Source organism: Flavobacteriales bacterium (assembly GCA_016700415.1).
Classification (GTDB): Bacteria; Bacteroidota; Bacteroidia; order Flavobacteriales_F; family PHOS-HE28; genus PHOS-HE28.
The window spans coordinates 1,608,190-1,622,386 of sequence record CP065018.1; the positions used below are offsets into that span (position 1 = coordinate 1,608,190).

Consider the following 14,197-nt stretch of genomic DNA (forward strand, 5'->3'; position numbering starts at 1 on the left):
CCTGACAACGAGACTATAAGATCAACTCAGAAGGCGAACGTCGCCCCGCCCAGCATCAGTGTCCGCTGCACCGGATAGTTGTACCAGCGCTCGTACTTGCTGGCGCTCAGGTTGCTGAAGTCCAAGAAGACGCTGAGGCGCTTGGTATAGCGGTACTCCAGCCCAAGGTGGATGTCCACGTAGCCGCCCATGTCCGTGGCAGTGGGGACCGGCGAAAGGTCGTTCCAGTCGGCGGGCACGGTCAGTGTGGACTTCCGGGTCCCGAGGAATTCCACATCCAGCTTCACCAGCAGCTTGTCCTGGAAGTCATAAACGGCTCCGAGGTTGATGCTGTATGTGGGCAGGTTCCATGCCTCTTCCTGTTCCTCGGTCTTGTAGCTGAATATGTGCAGCCCGCCGTGGATGTTGATGTGCTCGTCATGGCTGTAGCGCAGCTCCCCGCCGACATCCAACCGGTCCACACGGTCATACACCGGAATGAAGCGGTCGCCATAGCGGATGCCGTTGTAGTCATCTTCCACGCCGATGAACAACGGCCGGTCCTGGATGCGGCTCTTGCTGATGCGGACATCAAAGCCCACATCGCGGCTCAGGCTACCGCGCAAGCCTCCGTACACGTCGTACATGAGGCTGGAGTTCTCCAGCGATGGTGCGCCCTGTAGGAAGGGGTTCTCCCGGGTGAGGCTTCGGAAACTGTTGCGCATGCGGTGGCCGTCCACCCCGACGTAGGGCACCAGGATGTCATCAAAAAGACGGTACTGGGCATAGGCCTGTGGATAGAAGTGGAAGGTTGTCTTGCCCATGGCATCCACGTAGATCCCGGCGCCCACCCGCACCAGGTAGCGGTCGTCGGTGGTGCTCACGAAAGGTGAAATGCCCACCATGGTGCCGTTCTGCCGCAGTTCCGGGAGGCTGTCCCTTTCCCCGCGGTAGGAATTGTTGTCGATAAGGATCTCCCCGCCATAGGTCTCCGTGCCCAGTTCCATCGCCAATCGCGCGTTCAACTTCACGTTCAGCTCGCGGCTCTTGGTGAGGTTGGTGTAATTGTGGACCTCCAGACCCACATCGTGCGCGAGCTTCGTGCTGTCCTTGTACAGGCTCTTAACGCGTACCGCGAAGCCGATGTCGTTGTAAACCTGCTTCAACGCATCCTTCGGCGGGTCCGGCGAGGCCTTGATCAGGTTCTCCAAACTGTCTGTGCTGGAATAGCCGTAGTAGCTGATCCGGCGGCGGTCATACATCAGTCGTCCTTCCACGTCATGGTGGCTCAGGTACGCGTTGTAGAAGGCGTCCAGGTTGTTGAAGCTGTAGTCACTCGGCCCACGGTCCTTGATGCCGCCGTTGCTGCTCATGTGCTTATAGTGCAGTCCGTACCCGTTGCTCTTGGAGCGGGTCTGATCGTAGTAGATCTCCGCCAACGGGGTGGTGTACAGCCCGAAGCCGGCCTTCACGAAGCCCTTGTACAACTTCTCCTGGGCCAACTGGATGTTGAGCCGCGCCGCCTCGATGCTGTCCACGTGCGCGGGCACCTCGCCCTTCACGGTGAGCATTGCATAGGTGATGGCCTTCTCCGGGAGAATGGTGTCGTACGCCACGGGGCGCAGGTCGATCTTGTGGACGTCCGCGAGCGTGGGGTTGTAGATGCCGTTGAAGTAATACTCCTCGCCGCTTTGGGCCTGAAGCAAGGTGCCGGTGAGGGTCGCGAGGACCATCACGCAGCTTCGGGTGAAGAGGTGCGTCATCGTTCTCATTTGCTGCCTGGCATCGGTATGGTGTTGTCCTCCGCGGGAATGCTGTCCGTGGAGGTTTTCGCCGGGGCGTTCTCCTTGATGTTCGCCAAGCGTTCGGAGGCCTGGGTCACCAGGTCCGGTTCGTTGCAATGGTCGATCACGCTCTGCAGGGTGGACTTGGCTTGGAACAGGTCGTCCATGCCTACGTAGATGTCGCCGAGCAGGATGAACGCCTTGGCCTTCCAATGGTCGTAGCTGGGGAATTTCTTCACTAAGCTGAACACTTCCTTCTCCGCGTCCTTGTAGCGCTTCTGGAGGTAGCGCACATAGGCCATGTTGTAGGCGGCCTCGGCTCCGTAGACGTTATTGGAAGCGTTCGCAATACCCTTGAAGCGGGTGTATGCGGCATCGAGGTCGTTATCGTTGATGGCCCCCTGCCCCACGGCTAATCCGGCCTGCGCCTTGAGGTCCGCATTGGCATCATCATTGGCGATCACCTTCTTCGCGGCAGCGGCAGCCTCGCTCGTGCGCTGCAACTCCGTGAGGCAGCGCATCTGCCCCACCTGTCCGGCCAGCACGTTCACCGGAAGGGCGGCGGTCTGTGCCAACTGGGTGAAATATTCCAATGCTGCGGCCCATCGCTTTTCGCGGAAGAGGATATCGCTGGCGGCGGCCAAGGAATGCTCGCGGAACTGGGGATCGCCGCTGGCCACCACTTTCTCGAACCCGGGCAGGGCAGCATCATCCTGTTTCCCGCGATAAAGGCAGTCCGCGGTGTAGAACTCGGCGTTCAAGGCATATGCACCATTAGGATACTTGGCCAAATAGTCGCGGAAGGCGCCCACGGCCTGATCGCATTTTTCCGCGAAGTAGAGCTGTTCCGCGCTGCGGAAGTACTTCTCGTCGAGATCCAGCGAGGCCGGGTCCACGAAGGAGAGCGACTTCACATAATCCTCGTAGGCCGCCACGTTGCCTTGCTGGGAATAGATGCTCTCGATGCCCGCCAATGCGTCGCGGGAGCCGTCCATCGTGGGGTACTTCGCCACCACGGCCTTGAAGCCGTCCAGCGCTTTGTCGGTCCGGCCTTGGCGCTTGTCGATCAGTGCGCTCTGCAGCATGCTCTGGCGTACGTGCGGCGAGTTGGCGTGCTGCGTCACCACCTGCTGGTAGAAGTTGAGCGCATCGGCGTCCTTCTCCAGGCCGAGGTAGGTCTCCCCGAGCTGGAACTTGGCATCGGCGGCATACTGGCTATTGGGTTTACCCTGCAAAAGCGCCTTCAGCGTGAGGATCTTGTCGTAGGGCTTCTTCTCCAAGCCTTGGCACACGCCCTTCTGGTACTGGGCGTAGTCCTTTGCGACCGCACCGCCGTTGATGGCCTTGTCATACCAAGTGATGGCCGTCGCATTGTTCTTGGTGACGTAGTAGCAGTCGCCAGTGCGGATCATGGCGTCGTCACGCTGCGGCTTCCCGAGCTGGGCGTTGTCGATCGCGCGGCGGAAGGCGGTGGCGGCCTCGTCGTACTGCTTCTGCTTGAAAAAGGCATAGCCCATGCTGTAGCCTGCCTGTTCGAAAAGCGCCGTGGCGTATGCTCCGCCCGCATTGCGCACATCGTCGTACTTCTTCAGCGCGGCGTCATAGTCGCCCATGGCATAGTTCGACTCACCGGCCCAATAGTGCGCCTGCACCGTGGCCTTCTGGTCAACCGGATAGATGAGCGCCTTGTTGAAGAAGGTGAGCGCCTCGGCATACTTGCGGCCTTCGTACAGCTCCACGCCACGGTCGAACGCCAGCTTTTGGTAGGCTTCCTTCAGCCGAATGTCCTTGTCATGGATCGCGTCCAGCGCACCGAGCGCGGCCTCGTAGTTCTTCGTCTTCAGGTACACGTCGAGCAGGAATTCCTGCGCCTCGTCGTGCCGGGCGGAGTTCGGATACTTCGCCATGTAATCGCGCAAGGCGATGATGGCCTCGTTGTACGGGTCGAAGGAAAGCTCGTAGGCGAGCTTGGCGTAGTTGAAGAGCGCATCCTCGGTGACGCGCGGATCGTTGCCCAAGTCGTAAGCCTTCTTGAAAGCATTGCGTGCGTAGTTCTTCTGGTCCAGCTTGAGATAGCAATCCGCCATGTGGTAGGCTGAAAGCTGCGCGAGGCTGTCCGTGCTGTTGTTCACCACCTGCGTGAACTGCGACATCGCCTGCTGATACTGCTCGTTCTGGTAGTAGGCATAGCCCACGATGTAGCGGTCGCCGCGCTCCACACCGGCCCGCTGGATGCTCTTCTCGAGGTAGGGCAACGCTTCCTTGTACTGGCCCGTGCGGTAGTAGGCCTCGCCGGCCAAGCGGTTGATGTCATTCTTGCTCTTGGTCCCGTCGGGGTCGTCCAGCAAGGGCTTCGCATATTCCAACAGTGCTTCGTAGTGGCCTTGCAGGAATTGGATCTGCGCGATATAGTAGGGTACCACGCGGCCGAATGCGGCATCGTCCTTCAGCTTTTCGAAACCTTCCAAAGCAGCGGCATAGTTCCGCTTGGCGTAGTTGATGTGCGCCGTATAGTACGTGGCCGGCGCGGCGTATATGCCGTCCCCGTCCTTCACCTTGGCGAATTCCACCAAGGCCTTGTCGGGCTGGTCGTTCATGAAGAGCGCGTAGCCTTTCTTGAAGACGAACTCCGTACGATCATTGGCACCCAGAGCGGTCTCATCCACCTGCCCGGCCCAGGCCAACGCATCGGCCCAGCGCTTGCGTTCGAAGTAGTGGCGGAAGAGCTCGAGGCGGAGCGCCGGGACGTGGAAGTTCTCCGGATGTTCGTCGATGAAAGCGAGCAAGCGGTGGCTGGCGTCGCCGTGAAAAAGCCGCACGGAGCTCAACGCGCCCCAGAATTCGGCCTCGATGCGTTGGTCGGCATGTTCATCGCGGGTGGCGGCGGCGATGCGGTCGAATTCGTACAGCGCCGCGCCGTATTGGGCTTTGTCGAAAAGCTCCATGGCATGCGCCAGCGGGGCACCGGGGCGCTCGTAGTGCGCGGGCCGCTGCGCCATGGCCGCAAGGCCGCAGACGACAAGGGCCAACGGCAGCATCAGGCGCAGAAGACGGGGACGGAGAAGGTTCTTCATCAGCGGTTCAAAGGTCCGGGGGATGCGGGCGCGGACCGGCGGGGAAGGCCTGAATTATCCACGCTGCCGTGTTCACCCTCCCGGTCCGAATGTTGAAGCATTGAAAAGAGGAACGCAGGAATGCGCCCCGGAATTTTATTCCTTTGGACGATCTTGCACGGAACGCCCCTTTGCGGGCGTACACAGAACCGCCCCATGGCCGACACTTCCCCCATCATCGAACTGCACGACGCCCGGATCTTCCAGCGCGAGAACCTGGTGCTCAACAACGTGGACCTCACGATCAATTCCGGCGAGTTCGTCTATCTCGTGGGCCGCACCGGCAGCGGCAAGAGCAGCCTGATGCGCACGCTCTACGGCGACCTGCCCTTCAAGGAGGGCGAAGGCCACGTGGCGGGCTTCGACCTGCGGAAGCTGAAGCGCAGGCAGGTGCCTTACCTGCGGCGGAAGATCGGCATCGTCTTCCAGGATTTCCAGCTGCTGGGCGACCGCAACGTGAACGAGAACCTGATGTTCGTGATGCGCAGCACCGGGTGGAAGGACAAGAAGGCGATGGAACGGCAGGTGCAGGAAGTGCTGGAGAAAGTGGGCCTGGGCAACAAAGGCTACAAGATGCCGCACGAGCTCAGCGGCGGCGAGCAGCAGCGCGTCAGCATCGCACGTGCGCTGGTGAACGACCCCGAACTGATCCTGGCCGACGAGCCCACCGGCAACTTGGACCCCGAGACCACGGCGGAGATCGTGGAGCTGCTCTACACCATCAGTTGCGGCGGCCGCTGCGTGATCATGGCCACGCACGACTACACCCATATCAAGAAGGTGAACGCCCGGGTGGTCCGCTGCGAGGAGGGAAAGTTGCTGGAGGTGAGCGCTGCGCCCGTCGTGTGATGGAACGCAGATAACGCTGAAAGGGCTGATCTACGCGGATAAGACCGACCACGCGGCATTTCGAAATTGGCACCAAGCCCCCGGCCGACCACACGCCCACGCGGAAGCACTACACCCGGCCAACACGCAGGTTCAGTTGCCAACGAACATCGCGGCTCGTTGACGGATCACCCCAGGCGGCAAGTAATTCCACATGGATCAGGTCCACGGGATCGATGCCATGTTTGGCGCGATACTTCACACTTGCGCTCCACGTACGCATGTAGCCTTCAACCCCGGCCAGGTCCATCTGGCTGATCATCTCGAAGGACGGCGCATGGACAGGTTCGAAAGCGAAATGCAGGTCCCCGTATCCCCGTTCCACAATGCGGTTCGGCCCGATCCAGAACGGATCAACGATCTCATCATGCAAGCGGTGGATCAAACGGTCCACATCGGGTCCTATGTACGCGAAGGCGAAACTCCACGCGGCGATCACGCCATTGGGATCTAGCACGCGCCGCACCTCCCGTTCAAATGCCTCTCCATGGAACCAGTGCATCGCATTGGCCACGGTCACCAAGTCGATAGATGCATCGTCCAATCCACTGGCCAACGCATCGGCCTTTCTATAGTGGATGCGCTCATGAGGGTCGGCCTGCCCCAACAGTTCCTCGCTGATGTCCGTCGCCACGACTTGATCAAAATGGTCCACCAGACTTGCAGCCGCCTGCCCACTGCCGGTAGCACAATCCCAAACGACCCGCTTTGATGGTGCGATCGATGCCAGATAGGCGAATAGTGCGTCAGGGTAGCGGGGCCTGAAGCGTGCATAATCCTTGGCGATGGACGCGAAGAAATTTTCCTTCATGTTGACTTGGAATGTTGTCAACGTATTTCAGGCTTTGACAAACTGACAACGTTCAACCGACAACTATACCCAGTATCACCTTCGCATTCGCGGTATTGCAGAAGCGCTCCTCCAGCACGCGCACCCGTTTTTCCAACGCGGCCCCACTGGCGGGCACGGCCATACAGGCCTGAATGCTGAGCCGCATGGTCTCCGGATCATCATGCACGCGACAGAGGCTTTCCAGCCCGGTGTCCTGCACCATCGGGGTGTTGCAGACCACATGGCGGCCGATGAAAAGGCAGAGCAGCAGCTTCAGCTTGATCCCGGTGGCCTGAAAGGTGGGCAATACGTTCACTTGTGCGGCGCGCACCAACGCGGTGATCTCCGCCGTGGGGATGTTCTCGCGCAGCTTCACGTTGTTCGCACGGGCCACAGCGGCCCGCAGCTCCGGGCTCGCGCCACGCCCGGCGATCACCAAGGGGATCGGCAGGCCGCGGAACACCTCGTTCACCAAATAGAGCGCGGCCCTGTCGTTCTCCGGCACGCTCAGCGCGCCGTGGTAGAGGCAGAAATCACCCAAGCCGCCGGGCACATCCACTTTGGCGCTGGGGTGAAAGGCGGGCACATGCCTTACATCGCGGAAATGGGAGGCGAAATAGTGCTGGTCGTTGGGTGAGATCGCCAACAGCACATCGGCTTCGCTCAGGATGGTCTCGAACTTCCGGAGCTTCCGCGCTTCTTGCACGAAATATGTCCGCTTGAACGTGCTCCGTTCCGCCAGCGCCAACGCGGCATAGTAGTCGTGTTCCACGTTGTGCGTGCGCACCAAGCGCTTGCGACCGAGCAGGCGCCGGTCACCGAGGTGATAGCAGGAATGCAGCCCTTCGAAAAGGATCGGATGCTCGTCCGAACAGAGCCGGTCCACAAGTTCCTCGCTCCTGCGGCTCTGGACCACATAGGGCAGGCTGCTCAGTAGCTGGTGCTTGCCGGTATCGCGCTTGTAATAGTGGACGCTTTCGCAGATCTCCGCCAGCTCCGGTGCCTCTGCCCTGCCGTATTCGAAGCAGTGCAGATGGATGCGCACACCGATTTCCGCCAAGGCCTTCACCTTGTAAAAGACGTCGATCACCCCGCCGTAATCCGCCGGCCATGGGACATCGAAACTGACAATATGCAGATGGGGTTCAGCCAAGGTGCTCCAAGATCGATCGCAACTTCGCGGTTTCCTCTTCACCGTCCAGCTTGCGGGCCGCGAAAGTAGCGTTTGCGCGCAAGGCGGAAATGCGGGCGGGATCGGCAAGGAGTTGCTGCACGGCTTGGACGATCGCCCCGGGCTCTGCCTGCTTCAGTACCACACCACAATCAAATTCCCTTACAATGCCCGCCACCTCCGGCAGGTCCGTGGCCAATACCGGAATGCCGGCGTGCAAGTAATCGAACAGCTTGTTGGGCAGACTGAAGCGGTAGTTCAGGTTGGTGTCCTTGTCCAGCGTGAGGCCCAAGTCGGCGTTGCGCGTGTAGGCCATCATGCGCTCGTAGGGTAACTTCCCCAGCAGCCGCACCCGGTCTTGCAGCGCATGTTCCTTCACTAGTTGCTCCAGCACCGGCCAAGCATCGCCACCTCCGATGATCAGCAACAGGCACTCCGGTAGCTCCCGCATGGCCAGCACCGCTTCTTCCGCGCCGCGATCGACATTGATGCCAGCGCCCTGCATCACCAGGATGCGCTTGTCTGCTGGTAGCTGAAGGGCTTCACGCGAAGGCATCGGGCCGAGATCGCGCTTCATCGGGATGTTGCGCACCACTTGCACCGTGTTGCCATAGCGCGCATGGTACTGCTCCGCGATGCTCCGGTTCACGGTGATCACGGTCTTCAGTTTCGGGAAGATCCACTGTTCGATCGCGAGCCACACGGCACGGATGCGTGGCCTTCGCACCAGCTCCGGGACTTCCGTATAAAACTCGTGCGTGTCGTAGATGAGCTTCTTCCCCCGCATCCGCGCCACCAAATAATTCGGAAGCAGCGTGTCCAAGTCATTGCTTAGCAACAGCGTGGACCGGCTGAAGAGCAGGAACAGAAAAAGCCGGGTGTTGTATTCCGCGTAGAACAGCGGTCCCTTGTTGAAGAGCAGCCGCATGCGCCGCGTGCGGTACGGCCGTTCCAAAGGCAGGCTGGCCGGGAGTTTCCTACCGACCAACAACACCTCGTAGCCCAGGGCCACAAGCACGGTACAACTGCGGTGGACGCGGTTGTCCGTGGCCAGGTCGTTGGTGACGCTGACAAGGGCGGCTTTCATCCACGCAAAGAAAGGGTCCGGGACCCGTATTTATCCCGGACCCTTCTTTGGCCGTAGAGCACGGAGGTCCTCACTTCACCTTCACCGCACGCTTCACCACCACGGCACCATCCAACATGAAGGTGCAGAAGTAAGTGCCCGCAACTAGCTTAGTGGTGTTCCAACTGTAGGTGTATGCACCAGCTTCTGCCAGTTCCTCACGCAAGGTGGCCAAGCGCTTGCCCTCGCTGGTGCTCACTTGCAGGCTCACTTTGCCCGCCTTTGGCACGTAGTATTCCAGTGTGGTGAGATCTGCCACCGGGTTGGGGATGATCAACAGGCGCTGCTCTTGAAGATCGTTCTCTTGCTGTGTGGATCCTTGCTCCAAACTTCTTCCTGGGGCCGCATCACCTTGTGCCGCACAGCAATGGTTGATCTGGTCCTGCAACTGGGCGATGGTGGCTTGTTGCTCTTGAAAGGCGGCAACGAGCATCGGGGTGATGCCCCCGAGGTTTACAGCTTTGAACGTCACTGCCGGATTCACTTCGTTCCCTAGCGAATCATATTCCGCAGGTTGGACCGTCTCCATCACCATCTCGGGAAACACAGTTTCCAATTCGGAAGCCAGGAAACCATACTGTTGTTCCACTGGGAGACCTATGGTGGGAAATTCGTCGGTACGGAATCGATACGCCTTCGGATTCAGTTGCATGATCCGTTCGCTCGCTTCTGTCAACACGGTGATCTCAGTCTTAAGCGACTCATCCGATGAGGTCCACACACCCCCGGGAGAAAATGTACGTCCATTAAAATACCCCGCCCAATCATTGGCGCCGGAGCCAAAGTTGACACCATAGATGCTATAGTTCTGGTAACCACCTGAGGCATCGCCATAAACCCCATAATTCAAAGCTCCTTTGACCGCGCTTCCCCACACACCTTTTGCGTTGGAAACCACGGTCCCTGCAATGGCCGTAGCATTGCAGCGCAGGCCATACAACTGCGCGGTTGTCCCTCCCACTTGGTTCTCGGCTTTTATCCATGCTCCGTAGGTGAAGCCGTTGTTCGCAACGTTGTTCGTAGCAGACACATCCAAGCCATAGTTGTACAATGCCGCATTTTGAGTCGTCACCTTAAGCCCTGTGATCTGATGGGTTGCACCGGCAGGTGTGGAGGCTACAGAAATGTGCGAACCGTTCACATTACCGGCAGCATCACTTTTAACCTCCACATTGGTCCCACCAGCAACACCACAATTAATACAATCCGTTTCATTCGCGCTGATAGTCAGCTTGTAATACCCTGTGGTCGATGGATGCCCGATCAGCACTCTCCAACTTGCATCAGTACAGCCTCCCACAGGTGGACCAGGAGCTGTATAAACTTGGCGTGAGTAGGCATCCAGATCCCATTCGCAGCCGCTTCCCGTTCCCGGTGGCACGTTCCTCCATTTCACCACGCCAAAGTCCGGGCCCGGCGTATCATCTACCACCAAGAACTTCGTGAGCGTGGGGGCAATAGCGTCAGTGGGCAGTTGCCGAATGCGCAACTTGCCGTTCAGGATATCCAAACGCTCTGTGGGTTCGACCACGGTGGAAGGAAAGGCCAAATTCCCGGCATAGAAGTCACCAAGCCCCACGTTCACATGGTCGTTATCCACGGGGAACAGCCGCATGCCCTCCAAACCCTCCCGGCTGGAGGCACCGCTGGTGGCCGTGGGATCGTAGCCGCTGGTGAAGATCATACGCAAGCGGTCTTTCAGGTATTTGGTGGGGTTGTCGCTCCAGTGATACACCATGTCCGTGAAGTCCAGCTCACCTGCTTTCTGACCAATGTAGCCTTGGTCGGCATTGCCGGTGAAGGTGATGCCGGTCTTCATCCAGTCGCGGTAGCTGCCTTGCTGGGCGGTGTTGTCTGCGGCCGCGAGGTGCAAGAGGCTGTAGGGGCCAAGGGCGCCCGCACCAAGAAAGGTGTTCACATCCGGGCTTAACAATAAGCTACCATCCTTGGTCTGGCTTGGAAAGCCGCCGATGGTGTAGGATATGGTGGGGTTCAATCGCGCTCGCAAAAGATTTCCTGCGCTGAAATCTATGGAAAGGTTAGTAGGCACCGTCTTCAAAAGAAGCGGCACGGTACTCATGCTGTTGGCCCCCAAGTACTCTGTAGTGGTTATCGAATTCCCGCCAAAGTCATTCCATTGCCCGTATGTGGGAAGCAATCCCAGAAATGCAACGGAAGCCAATATGGTTCTTGCGTTCTTCATGGTTTTGGTGTTTTTGTTTGTGCTGTCGTGTTGACTTGTTACTGATGAACGAACTTCAACATGCTTCTACCCTGTTTCTCTCTAAGAACCACCACATAAACCCCGTATCCCAGTTCGGATGGGGTCCAAGTGAAGTGGCCTGAAACTGTTTGCACCGAAAAAATAATCCTTCCTGTTGGGTCCACAATGTGGATTTCTGCATGGTGGTTAACAGGCCATTCCACATGCAATGCGTCGGAATCCCCATCGTACCAAATTCCACGTAACGGGTCATTTTCCGACACGCCATTTCCATTTGACACAGGTGTAACAGAAACGGAATCCACAAAGTAGTACGCTCCTGCTGTGGGTCCATAATCCACGTTGATCGTATCCGTGAGATCATCCTCAAAGAAATTCCCGACCACCAGATAGTTGTATGCACTATCCGCCGTGAAGGTGCCAGCAATCAGGGACCATTGTGCGGTGTCCGCGAGGATCTGGTCAGCTACGACATGTGCGTAATTCCGAAACCCAAAGGACGGTCCGGGAATTGTCGTCCATTCATTGGAATTCATCGTAAAAAGCAGGCCCATCCTATCGGCAGCCACTTTTGAAGGCCAAGTGCTACCTCCCATCGCCAAGTTGACCCGCATCTTAACGGAATACGCTTGACCGATCGCCAATGGTTCCAACAGCTCAACGCCTACGTACTCCCTAAAATTATCGCCCATACTATAAGCGAGCATTCCGACATAGGCATTACCATCCCAAGCATTCTGGAAGCCCCAGCCATTCTGCGGCACACCTACAAGGCTATCTGTTGAACAGCCGTGAAAATACTCCGGAGATTGGCTCCAAGACATCCAATAGAGTGGCCGGTCACCTTCTTGGAACCCAATTGTGTAGGGGCACGTATCCAGCAGTTCAAAGCTTGGGTTTGGCACCAAATTCTGCGCTTCGCAGCGCGGAGAAGCAACAAACAACAGGCAACCCAAGAGCCAAATTGCTCCGGGCCACCTGCCGTTCATTGTTGAGAGAAGCATTCGTTTCAAATCGTTCGTTTACCCCGAACTAAGTCGAGGGGTTCGTGTCGACCGGTTTTCGCATCAGTCCGGTCAAAATGCCGCTCCTTTCCTTGCTCTCCCAACTCGCGGCTTGGTCGGGTGCATGTGGGTCCGGTTCTCCACTCAGACGGAGCCTACTCTGCTTCAGCCTTCGCCTTACCTTTGCTCAGCTTTTGTTCATCTTACTTTCCGGTTTGGTGGGACATTTGCGACTTGGCCCTCGGTGTTACAAGCATCGGGGGCTTTTTTTGTTGCTATGTGAAATAGCGTTCATCACGCCTTGAAGGTAGCATAAATTTTGTTTATGGAAGGTTGATATGGATCACTCTTTGAGCTTGGCATCCATCCCAGATCGCCTGCCTTATGGCCAACGTAATCCTGATCGGCATTACCGGTGAAGGTGATGCCGGTCTTCATCCAGTCGCGGTAGCTGCCTTGCTGCGCCGTGTTGTCCGCAGCGGCGAGGTGGAGGAGGCTCTAAGGGCCGGGTGCGCCGGCGGCATAGAAGCCATCAACATCAGGACTAAGCAAGAGCGAACCGTCCTTAACCTGAGCAGGGAAACCGCCTATGGTGTAGGTGGCATCGGGTAGCAACCGGAAGCGCTTTTCGGCATTTGTGCGAAGAATGAGGTCCGCATTGTTTTGTGTTCCGAGGTAGTCCGTGGTTGGATTAACGGTGCTGTTCCCTGGGAGGACCCAAGGAGTTTGTGCAACGGCCATGGTAGTGATCAACCATGCGCCTATCAACAATTGAGTTTTCATTGCTTGACGGGTATTTCCGCTCGCAACACTTCTTCTTCACTTGACGAACCTTGCTACATACTGGGCGTTTGTGGTACTTGCGATAGCGATGTAGGCCCCAGCGGAAAGTCGAGAAGGTATGGGGAATCGCTTGCTTCCTTCTGAACCACCTGCCACCCAAACGGTACGGCCCGCCGCATCGGTTACGATCAACCTATCGAGATTGAAACCACCCGACCAAACGATGTCCGGCCCTTGAACGGAAAGTAAATGCTCGTCGGGGTTCAATGGCGCAACAGTCTGGCTTGTTACGGCCACTACAGAGATCAGGTCCATGTAGTAGTATACCGCTGGCGGATAGGAACCCCAACCCAACCAGATGCCATCAACATCATCGCCATCAGCAAATGTGCCTACCGTGATCCATTCCTCGTTCCCCGCCGCTTCGATGGTATCGGCCAACTCCTGCCAATCCGTATCCTCTATTTACGCCGAGGTGGACGACCGCAGATGGGCCTGCGGTACAAAAGGCAGAGTAGTCGGGAACGGTGCATGTACACTATCAGGACCGAAATACACCCCGATCGCATTGATGGCACCGTTCACACCACTGGGTTTTGCACAAAACAGCGACACTTTATATGCTACTCCGGCCTCCAATGGCTGCAGCAGCTTTGCTGTGACGTAGTCGCGGGCATTCGAATTCCCGGGCCCGTACCATTGATATCCCCCAAAGAAGCGCTCCCCCTCATATGCGTACTTGTAACCCTGCAATTGGATGGATGGATCATCAGGATCCATAATGTGGTATCCGCAAGGATCCGCCACATTGCAGTTCCAAATATCAGGTGTCGCCGTATTCGCGGTGTACCAAGAAGTAGCTTCAAGCTGTGGTGGTGGCCAACCCGAGCAATAGGTAGTATCCTCAAATCCGGGGTTGGGGACAAGGTTGATCTGTGCCGTCGCTATCCCAGCGAGAGCAAGGTTCATCAAAAAAGCCGCAGCACAGCGGGTTCTGGCTTGTTGCCGGAACCCACTGGCTTTGGCAGTAAAAGGAAGAAGTGCTTTGAGCATTTTGTTTCTTCTTTCTTGTTCACCGCTTCTTCGGCACTTGGAAGACACGCTTGGTTTTCCCAGCATTGTCCTGCGCTTCCGGCCACGTGATCGTGGATACCGGGTGCTCACCGTCCCGCCCGGCATGCGGCTTGCTCCGGGGAGGATCGTACCTTTGCTATCTCTGTTTCATGTTCATTCGCGTGTTCGTGGGACTTGAGTTACGGCCCTCGGTGTTTGCGCACCGGGGGCTTTTTTGTT

At 57.8% G+C, this 14,197-nt stretch carries 12 protein-coding genes; 1 reads left to right on the top strand and 11 read right to left on the bottom strand.

What is annotated here, in order from left to right; genetic code table 11:
* Positions 1-26: 26 nt before the first annotated feature.
* Positions 27-1,751 carry a hypothetical protein gene (locus tag IPP95_06760; protein QQS73902.1) on the bottom strand — a complete coding sequence of 575 codons (1,725 nt, stop codon included), beginning with the start codon at positions 1,749-1,751 and terminating at the stop codon, positions 27-29.
* Complete coding sequence (locus IPP95_06765; protein QQS73903.1) at positions 1,748-4,837, bottom strand: tetratricopeptide repeat protein; 3,090 nt, start codon at positions 4,835-4,837, stop codon at positions 1,748-1,750. The genes IPP95_06760 and IPP95_06765 overlap by 4 nt, the downstream gene beginning before the upstream one ends.
* Before the next feature lie 195 nt (positions 4,838-5,032).
* Here IPP95_06765 and IPP95_06770 point away from each other — a divergent pair, with 195 nt between their 5' ends.
* Positions 5,033-5,725: an ATP-binding cassette domain-containing protein gene (locus IPP95_06770; GenBank protein ID QQS73904.1), complete on the top strand. Its 693-nt coding sequence runs from the start codon at positions 5,033-5,035 to the stop codon at positions 5,723-5,725.
* 109 nt (positions 5,726-5,834) lie between these two features.
* Here IPP95_06770 and IPP95_06775 read toward each other — a convergent pair whose 3' ends face one another.
* From IPP95_06775 to IPP95_06815, 9 genes are all read right to left on the bottom strand, one after another.
* Positions 5,835-6,575, bottom strand: a complete 741-nt coding sequence (locus tag IPP95_06775) for a class I SAM-dependent methyltransferase (protein ID QQS73905.1) — start codon at positions 6,573-6,575, stop codon at positions 5,835-5,837.
* Between the two features lie 52 nt (positions 6,576-6,627).
* Positions 6,628-7,749: a glycosyltransferase gene (locus IPP95_06780; GenBank protein QQS73906.1), complete on the bottom strand. Its 1,122-nt coding sequence runs from the start codon at positions 7,747-7,749 to the stop codon at positions 6,628-6,630.
* Positions 7,742-8,854 (bottom strand): glycosyltransferase, encoded by a 1,113-nt coding sequence (locus IPP95_06785; GenBank protein ID QQS73907.1) that lies wholly within the window; start codon positions 8,852-8,854, stop codon positions 7,742-7,744. Before IPP95_06785 ends, IPP95_06780 begins: the two co-directional genes overlap by 8 nt.
* A gap of 70 nt (positions 8,855-8,924) precedes the next feature.
* Positions 8,925-10,889: a tail fiber domain-containing protein gene (locus tag IPP95_06790; GenBank protein QQS73908.1), complete on the bottom strand. Its 1,965-nt coding sequence runs from the start codon at positions 10,887-10,889 to the stop codon at positions 8,925-8,927.
* Positions 10,890-11,134: 245 nt separating this feature from the next.
* On the bottom strand, positions 11,135-12,121 hold the full coding sequence (locus tag IPP95_06795; GenBank protein QQS73909.1) for a hypothetical protein: 987 nt from the start codon (positions 12,119-12,121) through the stop codon (positions 11,135-11,137).
* A gap of 294 nt (positions 12,122-12,415) precedes the next feature.
* Positions 12,416-12,559, bottom strand: a complete 144-nt coding sequence (locus tag IPP95_06800; protein ID QQS73910.1) for a hypothetical protein — start codon at positions 12,557-12,559, stop codon at positions 12,416-12,418.
* Between the two features lie 60 nt (positions 12,560-12,619).
* Complete coding sequence (locus IPP95_06805; GenBank protein ID QQS73911.1) at positions 12,620-12,904, bottom strand: hypothetical protein; 285 nt, start codon at positions 12,902-12,904, stop codon at positions 12,620-12,622.
* A 36-nt stretch (positions 12,905-12,940) separates the two neighbouring features.
* Entirely contained in the window at positions 12,941-13,345 is a 405-nt protein-coding gene (locus tag IPP95_06810; protein ID QQS73912.1) for a hypothetical protein, read from the bottom strand.
* 24 nt (positions 13,346-13,369) lie between these two features.
* Entirely contained in the window at positions 13,370-13,957 is a 588-nt protein-coding gene (locus IPP95_06815; protein QQS73913.1) for a hypothetical protein, read from the bottom strand.
* Between the last annotated feature and the right edge of the window lie 240 nt (positions 13,958-14,197).